This is a genomic window from Paraburkholderia sp. BR10954 (assembly GCF_040965775.1).
GTDB classification, from domain to species: domain Bacteria; phylum Pseudomonadota; class Gammaproteobacteria; order Burkholderiales; family Burkholderiaceae; genus Paraburkholderia; species Paraburkholderia youngii.
The window spans coordinates 1-16104 of record NZ_JBFRCK010000063.1; the positions used below are offsets into that span (position 1 = coordinate 1).

Annotated in this window: 14 protein-coding genes; 6 read left to right on the plus strand and 8 right to left on the minus strand. The window is 66.3% G+C overall.

Going from position 1 to position 16104, the window contains the following annotated elements; genetic code table 11:
- The 7 genes from AB4Y34_RS38385 to AB4Y34_RS38415 all read right to left on the minus strand — a co-directional run.
- Window positions 1-430, minus strand: a 430-nt coding sequence (locus tag AB4Y34_RS38385) for an NAD(P)H-dependent flavin oxidoreductase (protein ID WP_368718973.1), incomplete at its 3' end; no start/stop codon positions are given.
- 58 nt (window positions 431-488) lie between these two features.
- Window positions 489-734, minus strand: coding sequence for a hypothetical protein (locus AB4Y34_RS38390; RefSeq protein WP_176104969.1), 246 nt, complete (start codon window positions 732-734; stop codon window positions 489-491).
- 91 nt (window positions 735-825) lie between these two features.
- Complete coding sequence (locus AB4Y34_RS38395) at window positions 826-1101, minus strand: DUF1488 domain-containing protein (protein ID WP_176108444.1); 276 nt, start codon at window positions 1099-1101, stop codon at window positions 826-828.
- Between the two features lie 258 nt (window positions 1102-1359).
- Entirely contained in the window at window positions 1360-2601 is a 1242-nt protein-coding gene (gene chrA, locus AB4Y34_RS38400) for a chromate efflux transporter (protein WP_368718974.1), read from the minus strand.
- A gap of 141 nt (window positions 2602-2742) precedes the next feature.
- Window positions 2743-3783 (minus strand): zinc-dependent alcohol dehydrogenase family protein, encoded by a 1041-nt coding sequence (locus AB4Y34_RS38405; protein ID WP_368718975.1) that lies wholly within the window; start codon window positions 3781-3783, stop codon window positions 2743-2745.
- A gap of 141 nt (window positions 3784-3924) precedes the next feature.
- Complete coding sequence (locus tag AB4Y34_RS38410; protein ID WP_368718976.1) at window positions 3925-5226, minus strand: MFS transporter; 1302 nt, start codon at window positions 5224-5226, stop codon at window positions 3925-3927.
- Window positions 5227-5397: 171 nt separating this feature from the next.
- Window positions 5398-6273 (minus strand): helix-turn-helix domain-containing protein, encoded by an 876-nt coding sequence (locus AB4Y34_RS38415; RefSeq protein ID WP_368718977.1) that lies wholly within the window; start codon window positions 6271-6273, stop codon window positions 5398-5400.
- Between the two features lie 227 nt (window positions 6274-6500).
- Here AB4Y34_RS38415 and AB4Y34_RS38420 point away from each other — a divergent pair, with 227 nt between their 5' ends.
- Entirely contained in the window at window positions 6501-7517 is a 1017-nt protein-coding gene (locus AB4Y34_RS38420; RefSeq protein ID WP_368718978.1) for an alcohol dehydrogenase, read from the plus strand.
- Between the two features lie 130 nt (window positions 7518-7647).
- Here AB4Y34_RS38420 and katG read toward each other — a convergent pair whose 3' ends face one another.
- Window positions 7648-9906 carry a catalase/peroxidase HPI gene (katG, locus tag AB4Y34_RS38425; protein ID WP_368718979.1) on the minus strand — a complete coding sequence of 753 codons (2259 nt, stop codon included), beginning with the start codon at window positions 9904-9906 and terminating at the stop codon, window positions 7648-7650.
- Between the two features lie 545 nt (window positions 9907-10451).
- Between katG and AB4Y34_RS38430 the strand changes: the two genes are divergently transcribed.
- The 5 genes from AB4Y34_RS38430 to AB4Y34_RS38450 all read left to right on the plus strand — a co-directional run.
- Window positions 10452-11696 carry a tyrosine-type recombinase/integrase gene (locus AB4Y34_RS38430; protein ID WP_368718980.1) on the plus strand — a complete coding sequence of 415 codons (1245 nt, stop codon included), beginning with the start codon at window positions 10452-10454 and terminating at the stop codon, window positions 11694-11696.
- 176 nt (window positions 11697-11872) lie between these two features.
- Window positions 11873-12520: a hypothetical protein gene (locus tag AB4Y34_RS38435; RefSeq protein WP_368718981.1), complete on the plus strand. Its 648-nt coding sequence runs from the start codon at window positions 11873-11875 to the stop codon at window positions 12518-12520.
- Between the two features lie 438 nt (window positions 12521-12958).
- Entirely contained in the window at window positions 12959-13558 is a 600-nt protein-coding gene (locus AB4Y34_RS38440; protein WP_368718982.1) for a DUF2760 domain-containing protein, read from the plus strand.
- Complete coding sequence (locus tag AB4Y34_RS38445) at window positions 13555-15414, plus strand: Hsp70 family protein (protein WP_176384787.1); 1860 nt, start codon at window positions 13555-13557, stop codon at window positions 15412-15414. Before AB4Y34_RS38440 ends, AB4Y34_RS38445 begins: the two co-directional genes overlap by 4 nt.
- A 5-nt stretch (window positions 15415-15419) precedes the next feature.
- Window positions 15420-16104 (plus strand): Hsp70 family protein (locus AB4Y34_RS38450; RefSeq protein WP_368718983.1); only part of this gene is annotated, 685 nt, incomplete at its 3' end.

Sequence of the window (16104 nt, forward strand, 5' to 3'; positions counted from 1 at the left end):
CGGGCGGCAAGCCGAAATGGAAGCTGACGACGGCCGGCTTCTCCGCGAGCAGCATCGCCTGCATCGCGGTGTCGACGACGAAGCTCGTGTAGATCTCCGAGAGCGCTTGCGGCGGCGTCGCGCCGTACTGCCGGAACACCGGTTCTAGCCAGGCGAGCCATGCACGCTCGACGGCCGCATCGGGTGTTGCCGGGCGATGGCAGAACACGTTGACGTTGAACGGCTTAGTCGTTAGCTCGCGGGTCTGGTGGATCGCGCGGCGCGCGTTCTCCGCGTTCATCGCGGCAACGCCGAGCGAGCCCAGACCGCCCGCGTTCGACACCGCGGCCGCGAGCGCCGGTGTGGTGACACCGGCCATCGGCGCCTGAATGATCGGCTTGTGGATGCCGAGCGTGCGCAGTAACGCGCGATTGTCCGCTTGAGTGCTCATGTTCCCTTCCCACCGGATGCGTTAAAAGGTTCAATGTACCTGCCGGCTTGCCTGCCTGTCAGGCTCCAGCGCGGCCGTGCGCCCAGCGCGCGAGGCCACCGCAGGCGATCAGCCGCGCGCCGGTCACGAAGAATACACGGTGATGATCGGCTCGATCGACAGGTTGGCGAGCAGATGCATAGCCGCCTACCAGACCGGCGATCAAACGCAGCGCGATCAGCTCGTCAACATTGTGCGCCACGCCGATCAACGGCAGCGCCAGGGCCATACCGATCGCCGGTACAGACGAAACCGTCGCATTCATTTCGCGCTGCGCGCGGCAAACGGATCGACGGCGAGTGCGAGAAGGAGCGCCACCGCGCCAATCGCGTAGAGCACCGGATAATTGCCGCCGGTCACGCGGAGAACCTGAAGAACCCGCTGTGCAGCAGCACGGGCTTCGCGCCGACCTCCTCGAGCAGCTGTTTGGCGGCCTGCTCGATCTGATAGCGGTGCGCGAGGAACGCCTGGACCAGATCGTCTTCGCGCAGCGAGCGCGCGCCGAAGTGATCTTCGAGCGCCTCGGCGGTAATCGCGCACTGCACGGACCGATCGTCGACGTGCGCCGGAAACGCCAGCACCAGATCGCGGGCGCAGTATTCGGGCATGCAGGATGGAAAGGAAATATGCATGGTGACGCCCCCAAGCGCATGAAGTGCCGCGACGTCTCCAGCTTAATCACGCAATCCACCGCGGATTTGACGTACGTCAAGGCAGCGTTCCGCGTCATCAGCGGTGGCGTCGTTTGCCGCGGCCGTGTCGGTACGAAGGTCATTCGCCGGTGCGCGTCACCGAACCCGCATCCGCGTCGTGGCGTCGCGCGGCGGCGTCGCGTCGTGGTGCGGCAAACGCACCGAGGCCGCGTGAACGTCCGTGCGCGATTAGCGCTGTCAGAGCGGGTGCCACACGGTTTGAGCAACGCCGGCCGCCACACACAGCACGACGACTGCAAGCGGCGGCACTTTCCAGCGCAGCAACAGCAAAAAGCCGATACACGCGACCGCGAAATCCGTCGCCGACAACACCGCGCTCGTCCACACCGGCGAATAGAGCGCGGCGGCCAGCAGGCCGACCACCGCGGCATTGACGCCGGCAAGCGCCGCCGCCATCGCCGCACGCGCGCGCAGCGCCTGCCACCACGGCAATGCGGCGAGCACGAGCAGCAGTCCCGGCAGAAAGATGCCCCCTGTCGCCAGCAGTGCGCCGCTCCAGTGTCTGGGTGGCAGCGCCATCATCCAGCCGAGAAACGCCGCGAACGTGAATAGAGGTCCGGGTACGGCCTGGGCCGCGCCATAGCCGGCCAAAAAGTCGTTGGGCGAGACCCATCCGGTCGCGACGGTTTCACGCTGCAAAAGCGGCAGCACCACGTGCCCGCCGCCGAACACGAGCGCGCCCGAGCGATAGAACGCGTCGAACACGCGCAGGCCTTGCGAGGGCCCGCTTGCCGCCCATAGCGGCAACCCGAACAGCAATGCGCAAAACACCACTAGCGCGACGATGCCCGCCGTGCGCGACACCTGAAAATCGCCGGCCCGCAGAGGAGTGGCGCGTGGCGCTTGCGCCGCCGTGGTCCGGCACAGCGTGACACCGAGCACGGCGCCGGCGCCGATCACGATCAGTTGGGCGTAGACGGTGCCAAGCACACTCAGCAATGCGAGCGATGCGAGCGCGATCGCCGCGCGGCGGCGATCCGGACAAAGACGCCGCGCCATGTCCCAGACCGCCTGCGCGACGACGGCCACCGCGACGAGTTTCAGGCCGTGGATCACACCCGTGCCGAGCGCTCCGCCGAGGTCCGGCGCGATCGCGGCAAAGGCCAGCATTACGAGTACCGACGGCAGCGTGAAGCCGCACCACGCGGCAAGGCCCCCAGCCCACCCGGCCCGCAGCAATCCGATCGAAAATCCCGCCTGGCTGCTCGCGGGGCCCGGCAGAAACTGGCACAGGCCGACCAGGTCGATGAAGGCTTCGTCGTCGAGCCAGCGGCGCTGCTCGACGAACTCGCGCCGGAAGTAACCGATGTGAGCGATCGGGCCACCGAAACTGGTCAGCCCGAGTTTGAGAAATGCGCTGAACACCTCGATAACGCGCGTGAGCCGTGAGCGGCGCGGCGACGACAAATCAGTATCCATGGATGGGCGGGGCGAGCAATGCCGATTTCGCGAGGTGGCGGAGCCACGGGTCGGCGACAGGGCCTCGTGTTTTGACGACGCACAGTATAGAGGTCTGCCGCGCGACCATGCGCGCCACCGCTCCGGCTCGCCGCGCCCCGCCTAAGACGCTTCGATCAACACCTTCAGCGCGCGCGTGCTCGACGCGCTGGAGAACGTCTCGTAAGCCGAAAGAATATCGTCGAGCCGGAACCGATGCGTGATCAGACGCGTCGGATCGATCCGCCCCGCCTTGACCGTCTTCATCAGCATCGGGGTACTGACGGTATCGACGAGACGCGTCGTAATCGCGATGTTGCGATCCCACAGCTGTTCCAGATGCAGATCGCACTTCACGCCGTGCACGCCGATGTTCGCGATCGTTCCGCCAGGCGCGACCAGTTGCTGGCAAAGCTCGAACGTCGGCGGAATGCCGACCGCTTCGATCACGCACTCGGCGCCGACCGATTCCGTCAGCTTCAGCACTTGCGCGACCGCATCGGTATGCGCGTTGTCGACGCACGCGGTCGCGCCGAAGCGGTGCGCGACCTCGAGCCGGTTGACATCGGGATCGATCATGATGATCTGCGCCGGCGAGTAGAACTGCGCGGTCAACAGCGCCGCGAGCCCGATCGGTCCGGCGCCGACGATCGCCACCGTAGAACCCGGCTGAACCTTGCCGTTCAGCACGCCACATTCGAAGCCGGTCGGCAGAATGTCGGACAGCATCACGAGCGCCTCTTCGTCGAGACCGGCCGGAATCCGGTACAGACTGCTCTGCGCATGCGGAATGCGCACGTATTCGGCCTGGGTGCCGTCGATCCGGTTACCGAGGATCCAGCCGCCCGTCGTGCAATGCGAATACATGCCGCGCCTGCAGTAGTCACAGCGACCGCACGAGGTAATGCACGAGATCAGCACGTGATCGCCGGCCGCGAGCCCGCTCACCGCGTCGCCGACCTGATGCACGACACCGACGCCTTCGTGGCCGAGAATGCGGCCCGGCTCGCAGCTCGGCACGTCGCCTTTGAGAATGTGCAGATCGGTGCCGCAGATCGTCGTGCGAGTGACTTTGACGATTGCATCGGTGGGCGCCGCGAGTTCGGGGATCGGCCGTTCGTCGAGCGACTTTTTGCCCGGACCGTGATAAACGAGTGCTTTCATGACGGACTTCTCCTGTGGCCGGAATGAAACACGATGCTTCCTATTTGCGTCACGCGCTTACATCATGCGCCCCGGCATGGCGGACGGCTTGATCTGGGTCAAGCGTGTGGGTTCAACTGATTGCGGGCCGCGGCGTCCGAGTTACGAAAACAACGCCGACGCATCGATGTCGGTCATTTTCTCGAGTTCGTCGCGGCGCGTATCGCACGCTCGCCTGATCGTCGCGCCTTGGGCGATCCACACGGCCAGCGAAATGAACGCGAAGCTACCGAGCGCAATGAATGCCGTCGGGTAGCCGAAGCGGCTGGCGAGCCATCCGCCGAGCAGTGGACTCAGGCAACCGCCGGCGGCTTCCACGCTTTGCACCGCGCCCTGACCGAGGTTCACCCGCCCGCTGCCATGCAACAGGTGCACGACGAGAGCCGGGATCGCGACGCTTTGCAGCCCGGAGCCCAGACCGTCGAAGATTTGCACCGGCACGATCCCCCACTCGGCCGTGATCCATGCCGCGGTCAAGCCGCGCAGCGGCAGCGTGATCAGCGTCGCGAAGATGACCCACCAGAAACCCCAGCGGCGGATCGCGCGGCTCGCGTAGACAGCGGCGCACAGCATCACGAGCTGGGAAATGATGATATTGGCCGCCGTGATCGCGCTGGCATCGCGGTGGTGCGCCGCCGCTTGCGCAAGGCTGTAAAGCGGCAGCAGCGTGGAATTGCCGAGGCTGAAGGCGGCCAGCGCAAGCGCGAGCAACAGCAACGGGCGGCAGCGGATCAGCGCGCGCACGCTGTCCGCGCGCACCTGCGAGCGATCCTTGTCGTCCTCGTGCGCGAGGCCGCGCGCATAGTGCCGATGCACCGCGCGCGCGGGAATCAGCAGCACGGAGACAATGCACGCGATGCCGAACGCCGCCCCGAGCGCGAACACCCAGACGATGCCGAGCCACCAGCCGATCGCGCCGGACAAAGCGGCCGCCACGATGTTGCCGGCGTGGTTCGCCACCTGATTGCGGCCGTATTGCCGGTCGAAGTTTCTGCGGCCGGTCATGCCGAGCGTCAATCCCATCAGCGCGGTGCCCATGACCGAGCCCGCCACTGCCGTGGCGATCTGCGAGAACGCGATCGGCCAGTAGCCGCGCGAGAGCCAGATCACGCACGCGGCGACGACCGTCAGCGCGCTTGCGGCAACCACCACCGCGCGCCGATGGTAAATGGCATCGACCAGCGCGCCAGCCGGGGCCGTCACGAGCACGCTGACGATGGCCCCCAGCGTCAGCACGGTGCCGATCATGTCGGGGCTCCATCCATGCGCTTGCAGATAGATGCCGAGAAAGGGTCCCGCGCCTGCCTGCACATCGGCTGCGAAGAAGCTGACTGCCAGTAAGGGGGTAGTCGGTTTCGTGTTGTGTTCTTCCAGTTTTGGCGGGCGCGAGCGATGGGCTTCCATCGATCAGGCGTCCGTCGGGACATTGCGCAAGGCGATCAGCGCATATCCCGCTGGAGCATCGAGCGTGCCTGGCACTGCGTCCACGCTCAACGCGTTGCCGCACCAGGATGCGTCGGATCGCTCAGGCTGTTCAGCTCGGATGCACGCCCAAAAACCGAGGGCACTGCCATGTCACGGCGTACGGTTAGCCGATAACGGAGGTTGCGGCAACGCATATTTCGCAAGCAACTGCTGATGGCGTGCTTCGGTGGCCTCGTCGGCGGGGAACATGGATTCGATGCGCAGTTCCTGCGCGGCCACGTTTTGCGGTGTACCCACGGTCGTGACCATCGAGAAATAGCGCAGCACCACGCCTTCGCTGATCAAGCCGAGTGGAATCATCGGCAGTGTCGCGGGCGTCGTGGAAGAGCCATGATGCGTCTTCCAGTCGCGTGGCACATCGGGATACGCAAGCAGTTCATCGAGTAGACGCTTTGTGTGGGCACCGATGACATGACCCACCGATTCACGATACACGCGTTGCAGCAGGCTTCGCGCGACCTCATCCCAATCGGCCACGAACGGACGCATGCCGAGCGGATCGAAGATCAGATGCAGCATGTTGCGCGGGCCTTCGCGCGCAGCCATGTCGATGAAGCAGTTGAAAAAGCGCGGCGCCGCGTCGTTGCTCATCAGCACGTTCCAGTCGCGGTCCATCACGAGCGCCGGAAACGGCTCATGCTGACGCACGACCCGTTCGAGCGCGCGAACCACGCCGTTCATCTCTTGCGCATTCCACGGCGCTTCCGAATAGACCGGTGCGTAACCGGCGGCAAGCAGCAGCGCATTGCGCTCGCGCAGCGGCACGTCGAGAGTCTGCGCAAGCGTCAGCAGCGTGTCGCGGCCCGGCACGCTGCGCCCGCTTTCGATGAAGCTGATCTGCCGCTGCGAGAAGCCGGCCTCGAGCGACAGATCGAGCTGACTCACGCCGCGCACGTCACGCCAATAGCGCAACAGACTACCGAGATCGCCCGGCTGCACTTTCGGATCGTGACTCGTGAGGTTCATCGCTTTGCCCTCCTTTTAATGGACTGATAAGAACTGCTGCGCGCCATCGAATTGGCGGCGCAATAGCCGAAGATTAGCGGCGCCCTCGCGGCGCGCCAATTACATCGGATGTCATCGTCATCGGCCAATTGACGGCGGCTTCTTTCTGGCGACCCGCCTGGGCGCGGACTATGATGTTTGAGTTTGTTCCCCTCTTGTCCCGTTCACCACTGGAAAGGAAGAACATCATGCCCACGATGAAAGCAGTCGAAGTGAAGCAGGCCGGCGGCCCGCTCGAACTGGTCGAACGTGACGTGCCCGAGGCGGGCGCGGGTCACGTGCGCATCAGGATTCAGGCTTGCGGCATCTGTCATAGCGATGTGATGACCAAGGACGGGCTGTGGCCGGGCCTCGCCTATCCGCGCGTGCCCGGTCACGAGATCGCGGGCGTGATCGATTCGCTCGGTGCGGGTGTCGAGGGCTGGCAGGTCGGGCAGCGTGTCGGGGTCGGCTGGCACGGCGGGCACTGCGGCAAATGCGAACACTGCCGCCGGGGCGACTTCGTGCTGTGCAAGTTTGCGCTGATCCCCGGCATCAGCTACGACGGCGGCTACGCCGAATACATGGTGGCCCCGGTCGAAGCGCTGGCGCGCATTCCCGACGATCTGTCCGATGTCGATGCCGCGCCGCTGCTGTGCGCGGGCATCACGACCTTCAACGCGATACGCAATAGCGGCGCGCGCGCCGGCGACGTGGTCGCGATTCTCGGCATCGGCGGCCTCGGTCATCTAGGCGTGCAGTTCGCGCGCAAGATGGGCTTTCGTACGGTGGCGATCGCGCGCGGTCAGGACAAGGCCCCGCTCGCGCAGCAACTGGGCGCGCATCACTACATCGACAGCAAAACGGAGAACGTCGCCGAGAAATTGCAGGCACTGGGCGGCGCGAAGCTGATCCTCGCCACGGTGACGAGCGGCAAGGCGATGACCGCCACGCTCGGCGGTCTCGGCCTGAACGGCAAGCTCGTGATGGTCGGCGTTTCCGAAGAGCCGATCGAAGTGCCGATCGTGCAGTTCATCATGGGACGCAACTCGGTGCAAGGCTGGCCCTCCGGCACCTCGGCCGATTCGCAGGACACGCTCGCGTTCAGCGCGCTCACCGGCGTCAAGCCGATGATCGAGGAGTATCCGCTCGCCGAGGCGGCGCAGGCCTACGATCGGATGCTGAGCGGTCACGCGCGTTTCAGGGTGGTGTTGAAGATGATCTGAGTGGACGCCTGGGAAGGAGACGAAAAAAACGCGATTGCCGGCATCCCGGCAATCGCGCTCGATGACTACTCAAAGCTACCTTCGAACACAGCGTCGGCGTGGCAAGGAACCACGCGCCGCAGTAGCTGGATCAAGCCAGATCAAAACGATCCAGATTCATCACCTTGACCCACGCGGCAATGAAGTCGCGCACGAACTTCTCCTTACCGTCCTCGCTCGCATAGACCTCGCTCAGGGCGCGCAGCACCGAGTTCGAGCCGAACACCAGATCGACACGGGTACCCGTCCACTTGACCTCGCCGGTCTTCGCGTCGGCGCCTTCGAACGTTTCCGCGGCCTCCGACACCGGCGTCCATTCCGTACCCATATCGAGCAGGTTACGGAAGAAGTCGTTGGTCAGCGTTTCCGGTTTGTCCGTCAGCACGCCTTCCTTGCCACCGCCCACCTTCAGTACGCGCAGGCCGCCGATCAGCGCCGTCATCTCGGGCGCCGTCAACGTCAGCAGTTGCGCCTTGTCGATCAGCAGCTTCTCCGCCTCCACCGGGAACTTGCCGCCCAGATAGTTGCGGAAGCCGTCGTGGACCGGCTCGAGCGCGCCGACCGATTGGACGTCGGTCTGATCCTGCGACGCATCCATCCGACCCGGCGAGAACGGCACCGTCACCTGCTGCCCGGCGTTCTTCGCAGCCTGCTCGATGCCGGCACTCCCCGCCAGCACGATCAGGTCGGCGAGCGAAATCTTCTTGCCGCCGGACTGCGCACCGTTGAACTCGCTCTGGATGCCTTCGAGCACCTTCAGCACCTTCGCGAGCTCGGCAGGCTGGTTGACGGCCCAGTCCTTCTGCGGCGCGAGCCGGATGCGCGCGCCGTTAGCGCCGCCGCGCTTGTCCGAGCCGCGGAACGTCGAGGCCGATGCCCACGCGGTCGTGACCAGCTGCGACACCGACAGTCCGGACGCGAGGATCTTCTGCTTCAGCGCCGCGACGTCCTTGTCGTCGACGAGCGGGTGATCGACGGCCGGAATCGGGTCCTGCCACAGCAGTTCTTCCGCCGGCACTTCCGGGCCCAGATAGCGGGCGCGCGGACCCATGTCGCGGTGCGTGAGCTTGAACCACGCGCGCGCGAACGCGTCGGCGAACTCGTCCGGGTTGTCCATGAAGCGCCGCGAGATCTTTTCGTAGATCGGGTCGAGGCGTAGTGACAGGTCGGTCGTCAGCATCGTCGGCAGCAGTTTTTTTGACGGGTCGTGCGCATGCGGGATCGTGGGCTCCGCGCCCTTCGCAACCCACTGATTCGCGCCGGCCGGGCTCTTGGTCAGCTCCCACTCGTGGCCGAACAGGTTGTGGAAATAGCCCATGCCCCACTGCGTCGGCGTCGAGGTCCACGTGACTTCGATACCGCTCGTGATCGTGTCGCCACCCTTGCCGGTGCCGAAGCTGTTGCGCCAGCCGAGCCCCATCTCCTCGAGACCGGCACCTTCCGGTTCCGGACCGACGTTCTCGGCGGGCCCCGCGCCGTGCGTCTTGCCGAACGTGTGGCCACCGGCGATCAGCGCGACCGTTTCCTCGTCGTTCATCGCCATGCGGGCGAACGTTTCGCGGATGTCGACCGCCGCCGCGAGCGGATCGGGATTGCCGTCCGGGCCTTCCGGGTTCACGTAGATCAGGCCCATCTGCACCGCGCCGAGCGGGTTTTCGAGGTTGCGTCCGGGCGGATCGGTGCGGCTCTTTTCGGTGCCGTGCAGTTCCTCGTCGGCGACCAGCACGCCTTCGTCGTCTTCCCTGCCGGCCGCGCCCTTGCCATAGCGCACGTCGCCGCCGAGCCAGGTCTTTTCATTGCCCCAATAAACGTCCTGATCCGGTTCCCACGTGTCCTCGCGCCCGCCGCCGAAACCAAATGTCTTGAAGCCCATCGTTTCGAGCGCGACGTTGCCGGTCAGGATCAGCAGATCGGCCCACGAAATTTTCTGGCCGTATTTCTGCTTGATCGGCCATAGCAGCCGGCGCGCCTTGTCGAGGCTCACGTTGTCCGGCCAGCTGTTGATCGGCGCGAAACGCTGCTGGCCGCGCCCTGCGCCGCCGCGACCGTCGCCGATGCGGTAGGTGCCGGCGCTGTGCCATGCCATACGGATAAACAGCGGTCCGTAGTGGCCAAAGTCAGCGGGCCACCACGGCTGCGAATCGGTCATCAGCGCGGCGAGGTCTTTCTTGATCGCGTCGTAGTCGAGGCTCTTGAATGCCTCGGCATAGTTGAAGTCCTTGTCTAGCGGATTGGAGCGGTTGGAATGCTGGTTCAGCAGATCGACGCGCAATTGCTTCGGCCACCAGTCTCGAATGGTCGTCCCGCCGCCGGCGGTGTGGATGAACGGGCACTTTGCTTCGTTTGACATGCGTTCTCTCCTTTGGAGGATGTCTCCGTTGTCGATCGGAGTCGGTGCGAAGCACTTTCTCCAATCCCATGCAAGGTACTTGTTATGCGTTTGTCATCCTGTCAGGCGTCCGTGGCAATTTGACGATCGAGGAACCCGACAGTCGGCCGAATGATTCGGCAGTGCACTCATGAAATCCAGGGTTGAAGGAAACGCAGCCGGAGTCTCTAACAGATGACTCCGGCCGACGCGCCCCTCCTATTCGAATATAGGCGAGGGCAAAGTTCAATAGAATTCGAATCCGGCAATGCCGGTAATAGATGGCGACTATAGCGGGCAACAATCGCGCGGCGCGCTCGATTACTGTATGCCGATCGATCGTCGCTGCGTCGAAGCTTGAGTGCGCCCCGCTGTTTTGCGCCAGGCGCGGCCTACTGTGTGATAGGGTTTCGCGTTTCATCAGCAAGAGAATGGGCGCTGTTTTCTTTTCAGGCAAACGCTTCGGACAACGCCTGAGCGGAGCAGAATGACGCCAACCGGCGTGCGCCCGAGGAGTGTCCCGAACCGTGTCCAAAGCCGTGCCGAAAGCTGCCCCGAATGCTGAGCTCGCCACCGTCCAGCCCGTCGAATCGCTCGTCGTGCCGGAACTGCTCGATGGCCGCGACGGCACCAATCGCGGCGCGGCGGAAATCTCCCAGCTATCGGCGCGCAATGACCTCGACGCCGTGCGCGCGTGGCTCTCCAATTACGCCGACACCAAGACCACCTTCGACAACTACCGCAAGGAAGCCGAGCGGCTGCTGCTGTGGGCCGTCGTGCAGCTCGGCAAGCCGCTGTCGTCGCTGACGCACGAGGATCTGCTGCTGTTCAAAGCGTTCATCGCCGATCCGCAGCCGGCCGCGCGCTGGGTGTCGGCAAACGGCGGCAAGTACGCGCGCGGCGATGCGCGCTGGCGGCCGTTCAACGGGCCGCTGTCGCCGGCCAGCCAGCGCCAGGCGCTGATCATCCTGAACGCGATGTTCACGTGGCTCGTCAACGCGGGCTATCTGCGCGGCAATCCGATGGCGCTGCTGCGACAGCGCGCGAAGCGCTCGGCGCCGCGCGTCACGCGCTATCTGTCGACGTCGCTGTGGGACGAAGTGAAACTGTTCGTCGAGCAGTTGCCGCAAGATACCGATGCGCAGCGCGCGTACTACGCGCGCTGCCGCTGGCTGACCACGCTGTTCTATCTGCAGGGCATGCGCATTTCCGAGGTCGCCGGCGGGCAGATGGGCCAGTTCTTCCGAAGGCTCGGCGCCGACGGTCAGGACCAGTGGTGGCTCGAAACGCTCGGCAAGGGCGACAAGGAGCGGATCGTGCCGGTGTCGGCCGAACTGATTCAGGAACTGCGCAGCTACCGGACGCTGAATGGCCTCGCCGCGCTGCCGACCCGCGCCGAGGAAACTCCGCTCGTGCTGCCCTTCAAGGGTCGCAACCGCTGCCTGTCGCGCTCGGCCATTCACGACGCGATCAAAGGCATCTTCGCGGGCGCGGCGATCTGGCTGCGCGCGCGTGGCCCCGAATTCGCCGATCGCGCCGACGAACTCGAGCGCGCGTCGGCGCACTGGCTGCGGCATACGGCCGGCTCGCACCAGGCGGACGGCGGCGTCGATCTGCGCACGATCCGCGACAATCTCGGCCACGTGTCGCTGAATACGACCAGCCTTTATCTGCACACCGAGGACGACGCGCGCCATACCGAGACCGTCAATCGGCACCGGATGAACTGGCACGACGCGAAGTCTGAAGAAGGCAATCCGGGCGGCAATTAAGCGCGGATCGGAGCCCCTGCTGCGCACGCGCAATGGCGCATGCGTTTTCGCCTGCGCGGTTTTCGCGTGCGCATTCATCAACTCATTTTCCCGATCGGCGATTCGTATCTCAAGAACGCAAAACGCGTGGCCGTTAAAAGGGCGTCGCTCGACAAATAAACAAGACAAACCGGGGAATGAAGTTGAAAAAGATCACCAAGGCGCTGTTGGCGTCGGCTGCGTGCGCGAGCTTTCTCGCGGGCTGCGTGACCAGTGGGCAAGGCCAGCTCGTCAGCGCCCCGAACCGCCCTCCCGAAGTGACCGTGACCGCGTATCAGCCGTTGCCCACCGACGTGTACGTCGCGAATGTGGTCGACCGCGACGTGGTGTTCGTCGGCGGCGATACGTATATCTGGGTCGTCGGCCGGGACGGCGTCCGGCAGCGCCAGTTCTATGCGCATGGCGATCGTCGCGCGGAGGTTTTCCATCGCCGTGAGGAGTTGCGTCGCGTGATGGCGAGCCATGACGGTCACCTGCCGGGGTATCCGGGTGACGCGCGTGCGCCGCTCGCGCGCCCAGCCGGTCCCTCGCCGGCAATGGCCGCGCACGGAGAGCCGCCGCGCGCTCACAGGCACGCCACCGGGCCGCTCAGGCCTGCGCGCGTGACAGCCGCGCACGGGCAATCGCGCCTTGCCAACATGCACGCCGCCGGGTCGGTCAGGCCTGGACGCTCGATGGCCGCACACAGACAACCGCACCGCGCCGACATGAAAGTCGCCGGGCCGGTCAGGCCCGCGCGGGCACCATCGGGCAAGCGGGTACCGAAAGAGCCGAGCAAGTCGTAACGTCGCCGACATGCGCATCATCGCGTAAGCGGCAAGACTGCGCGGGGAGCGGCTGGCGAGCGGCCGGCCTCTCGCGCCGGTCCGCCAGCAGCAAGCCGAAACCCGCTCCCAAAGCACCTGCGCACACCGCGCCCTTCCCCCCAACTCCCCGCCAATCCCACCCCATTGCCCGCTAGAATTGCCGGCTTTGCCCGCGTCGGGCGCGCCGCAAGGCAAAATACGGGTTTTGCGCGCGCCGCACGCGCGGCCGAGCCGGTCGCGAAGCGTCCCGGACAGTCTGGCGGCCCGGCGGTTGCATGATCATCGCCCAAGGCTCGCGCCCCCGGCCGCGCGCCGACCCGCAACATCACAGCCCCGCCCGGCCCGTCGGCTTCGCTGCCCGGCGCACGTGGCGCGGCGAGGACCGCTCGTCCCTAACAGAGCAGATCAGGAGCCTTTATGAGCGATTCGAACCCATCCTTCCTCGGCCGGATTTCGCTGGCCGTGGGCACGTTTTTCCGCATTCTCGGCAATGGCGAGTTCGCCGCCGACGTGCTGCGCCTGCGCAATGGCGAAAAGTTCGGCGCGGCCCCCGCGCCCGCCACCGCCGCCGCGGCCACCCCCGCACCCGCCCCCGCCCCGCAACCGAAGCCGCAACCCGCGCCGGTGCTGAAGGAGGCAACCCCCGACGCCGCGCTGCAACTGCTCGGCCTGCTGCAGCGCGACGCGCGCTTCATCGATTTCGTCGAGGAAGACATCAAGGCCTATAGCGACGCCGACATCGGCGCGGCCGCGCGCCTCGTGCACGAAGGCTGCCGCGCGACGCTGCGCGAGCACTTCACGATCCGCCCGGTGCGCGACGAAGCCGAAGGCAGCCGCGTGACGCTGCCCGCGGGCTTCGACGCGAGTTCGGTGCGTCTGACGGGGAACGTGGTCGGCAGCGCGCCGTTTAGCGGCAGCATCAGCCATCGCGGCTGGCGCGTCGACGAGGTGCGTCTGCCGAAGCTCGCGGACGGTCATAACGCGAAGGTCATCGCACCGGCGGAGGTGGAGCTATGAGCGACGCACGCTATTCCATCGGCATCGACCTCGGCACCACGCACTGCGCGCTGTCCTACGTGGACACGCACGCGAGCGACGGCGAGAAAACCACTCAGGAGGTGCTGTCGATCGCGCAGCTGACAGGCCCCGGCGCAATCGACACTCTGCCGCTCTTGCCATCGTTCCTGTACCTGCCGCATCCGGACGAACTGGCCTCCGGCGACCTGTACCTGCCGTGGACCGGCCAGCGCGAATTCGCGGTCGGCGAATTCGCGCGCAATCGCGGCGCCGGCACGCCGATCCGGCTCGTGTCGAGCGCGAAAAGCTGGCTGTGCCATCCGGGCGTCGACCGTCGCGCGGGCATTCTGCCGAACGACGCGCCGCCCGAAGTCACACGCGTGTCGCCGCTCGAAAGCTCGGTGCGCTATCTGACGCACCTGCGCGAGGCGTGGGACCACGCGCATCCGGACGCGCCGTTCGGCGAGCAGGACGTCACCGTGACGATCCCCGCGTCGTTCGACCCGGCCGCGCGCGAACTGACCGCGGAAGCAGCCGAGGCCGCCGGCTTCATGCGCATGACGCTGCTCGAAGAGCCGCAGGCGGCGCTCTATAGCTGGATCCAGAAGAGCGGTGGCCAGTGGCGCAAGCAGGTCAAGGTCGGCGACATTATCCTCGTCGTCGACGTCGGCGGCGGCACGACCGACCTGTCGCTGATCGCGGTGATCGAGCGCGACGGCAATCTCGAACTGCATCGCGTCGCGGTCGGCGATCACATCCTGCTCGGCGGCGACAACATGGACCTCGCGCTCGCGCACGTGGTCGCGCGCAAGCTTGCCGCGCAGGGCACCCAGGCCGACGCGTGGCAGCTGCGCGCGCTGACCTACGCTTGCCGCGCGGCGAAGGAAACACTGCTCAGCGACCCCGCGACCGACACCGTGCCGCTCGTCGTGCCGAGCCGCGGCTCGAAGCTGATCGGCGGCTCGATCCGCACCGAGCTGACGCGCGCCGAGCTCACGCAGACGATCCTCGACGGCTTCTTCCCGCAGGTCGACAGCGCCGCGCGTCCGGTGAGCCGCGCGCGGGTGGGTCTGACGCAGCTCGGTCTGCCCTATGCGCAGGACGCGGGTATCACGCGGCATCTGGCGGCGTTCCTCGGCCGTCAGGTCGGCGCGCTCGCCGAACTCGAAGGGCTCGGTGAAGCTGCGGCCAATGCCGCCGCGCAAAACGCGAGCTTTCTGCATCCGACCGCGGTGCTGTTCAACGGCGGCGTGTTCAAGTCGACGCTGCTGGTCGAGCGCATCATGAGCACGCTGAACGGCTGGCTCGCGGCCGAAGGCGCGGCGAGCGCGCGTCTGCTCGAAGGCGCGGACCTCGATCTGGCGGTCGCGCGCGGCGCGGCCTACTACGGCTACGTGCGACGCGGCCGCGGCGTGCGGATTCGCGGCGGCACCGCGCGCGCGTACTACATCGCGATCGAATCGGCGATGCCGGCCGTGCCCGGCCTCGAGCCGCCGGTGCAGGCGCTGTGCGTCGCGCCGTTCGGCATGGAAGAAGGCACCGACGCCGAGTTGCCCGCGCAGGAGTTCGGGCTGGTCGTCGGCGAGCCCGTGCATTTCCGCTTCTTCGGCTCGTCGGTGCGTCGTCAGGATCAGGTCGGCACGCTGCTCGAATACTGGGGCCCCGATGAGTTGCAGGAACTCGAGGAAATTCAGGCGACGCTGCCGGCGGCCGGCCGCACCGCCGGTGAAGTCGTGCCGGTGAAGCTGCACGCGCGCGTGACCGAAGCGGGCACGCTCGAACTGGAGGCGATCCCGCGCGGCTCCGACGAGCGCTGGAAAGTCGAATTCGACGTGCGCGGCAACCCGAATGCGTGAGTGACATGAAGCGGTACAGCGTCGGCATCGATCTCGGCACCAGCAACACGGTGCTCGCGTACGCGGAAGCAGGATCGCAGCAAATCCGCGTGTTCGAGATCGAGCAGCTGGTGAGCCCCGGCGAGGTCGCCGCGCGGCCGCTGTTGCCGTCGGTGCGCTATCAGGCGGCCGACGGCGAGCTGAGCGCGGCCGATCTGCAGTTGCCGTGGTCCGCCGGTGCTCGGGCAGCGTCGGGCCAAGGCAATGACGCCGGGCAGCCGGTCGTGGTCGGCCGGCTCGCGCGGCTGCTCGGCGCGCAGGTGCCGGGGCGGCTCGTCGCGAGCGCGAAAAGCTGGCTGTCGCACGCTTCGGTCGATCGCGTCGCGCCGATCCTGCCGTGGGGCGCGCCCGACGACGTCCGCAAGATTTCTCCGCTCGACGCGAGCGCGAGCTACCTCGCGCACGTGCGGGCCGCGTGGAACCAGCACTTTCCGAAGGCGCCGCTCGAAAAGCAGGACGTCGTGCTGACGGTGCCCGCGTCGTTCGACGAAGGCGCGCGCGCGTTGACCGTCGAAGCGGCGCGGCTTGCGGGACTGCCGTCGCTGCGGCTGCTCGAAGAGCCGCAGGCCGCGTTCTATGACTGGCTGTTCCGGCATCGCGGCACGCTTGCCGACGAGTTGGCCCACACCCGGCTCGTGCGGATTTGCGACG

What these genes read in the sequence shown, in the direction of transcription:
- AB4Y34_RS38440 (WP_368718982.1), top strand. Translation starts at nt 12,959, where the DNA reads ATGAGCGATTCGAACCCATCCTTCCTCGGCCGGATTTCGCTGGCCGTG.
- AB4Y34_RS38445 (WP_176384787.1), top strand. Translation starts at nt 13,555, where the DNA reads ATGAGCGACGCACGCTATTCCATCGGCATCGACCTCGGCACCACGCAC.
- AB4Y34_RS38390 (WP_176104969.1), bottom strand. Translation starts at nt 734, where the DNA reads ATGAATGCGACGGTTTCGTCTGTACCGGCGATCGGTATGGCCCTGGCG.
- AB4Y34_RS38435 (WP_368718981.1), top strand. Translation starts at nt 11,873, where the DNA reads ATGAAGTTGAAAAAGATCACCAAGGCGCTGTTGGCGTCGGCTGCGTGC.
- AB4Y34_RS38395 (WP_176108444.1), bottom strand. Translation starts at nt 1,101, where the DNA reads ATGCATATTTCCTTTCCATCCTGCATGCCCGAATACTGCGCCCGCGAT.
- AB4Y34_RS38405 (WP_368718975.1), bottom strand. Translation starts at nt 3,783, where the DNA reads ATGAAAGCACTCGTTTATCACGGTCCGGGCAAAAAGTCGCTCGACGAA.
- AB4Y34_RS38415 (WP_368718977.1), bottom strand. Translation starts at nt 6,273, where the DNA reads ATGAACCTCACGAGTCACGATCCGAAAGTGCAGCCGGGCGATCTCGGT.
- chrA (WP_368718974.1), bottom strand. Translation starts at nt 2,601, where the DNA reads ATGGATACTGATTTGTCGTCGCCGCGCCGCTCACGGCTCACGCGCGTT.
- AB4Y34_RS38410 (WP_368718976.1), bottom strand. Translation starts at nt 5,226, where the DNA reads ATGGAAGCCCATCGCTCGCGCCCGCCAAAACTGGAAGAACACAACACG.
- katG (WP_368718979.1), bottom strand. Translation starts at nt 9,906, where the DNA reads ATGTCAAACGAAGCAAAGTGCCCGTTCATCCACACCGCCGGCGGCGGG.
- AB4Y34_RS38420 (WP_368718978.1), top strand. Translation starts at nt 6,501, where the DNA reads ATGCCCACGATGAAAGCAGTCGAAGTGAAGCAGGCCGGCGGCCCGCTC.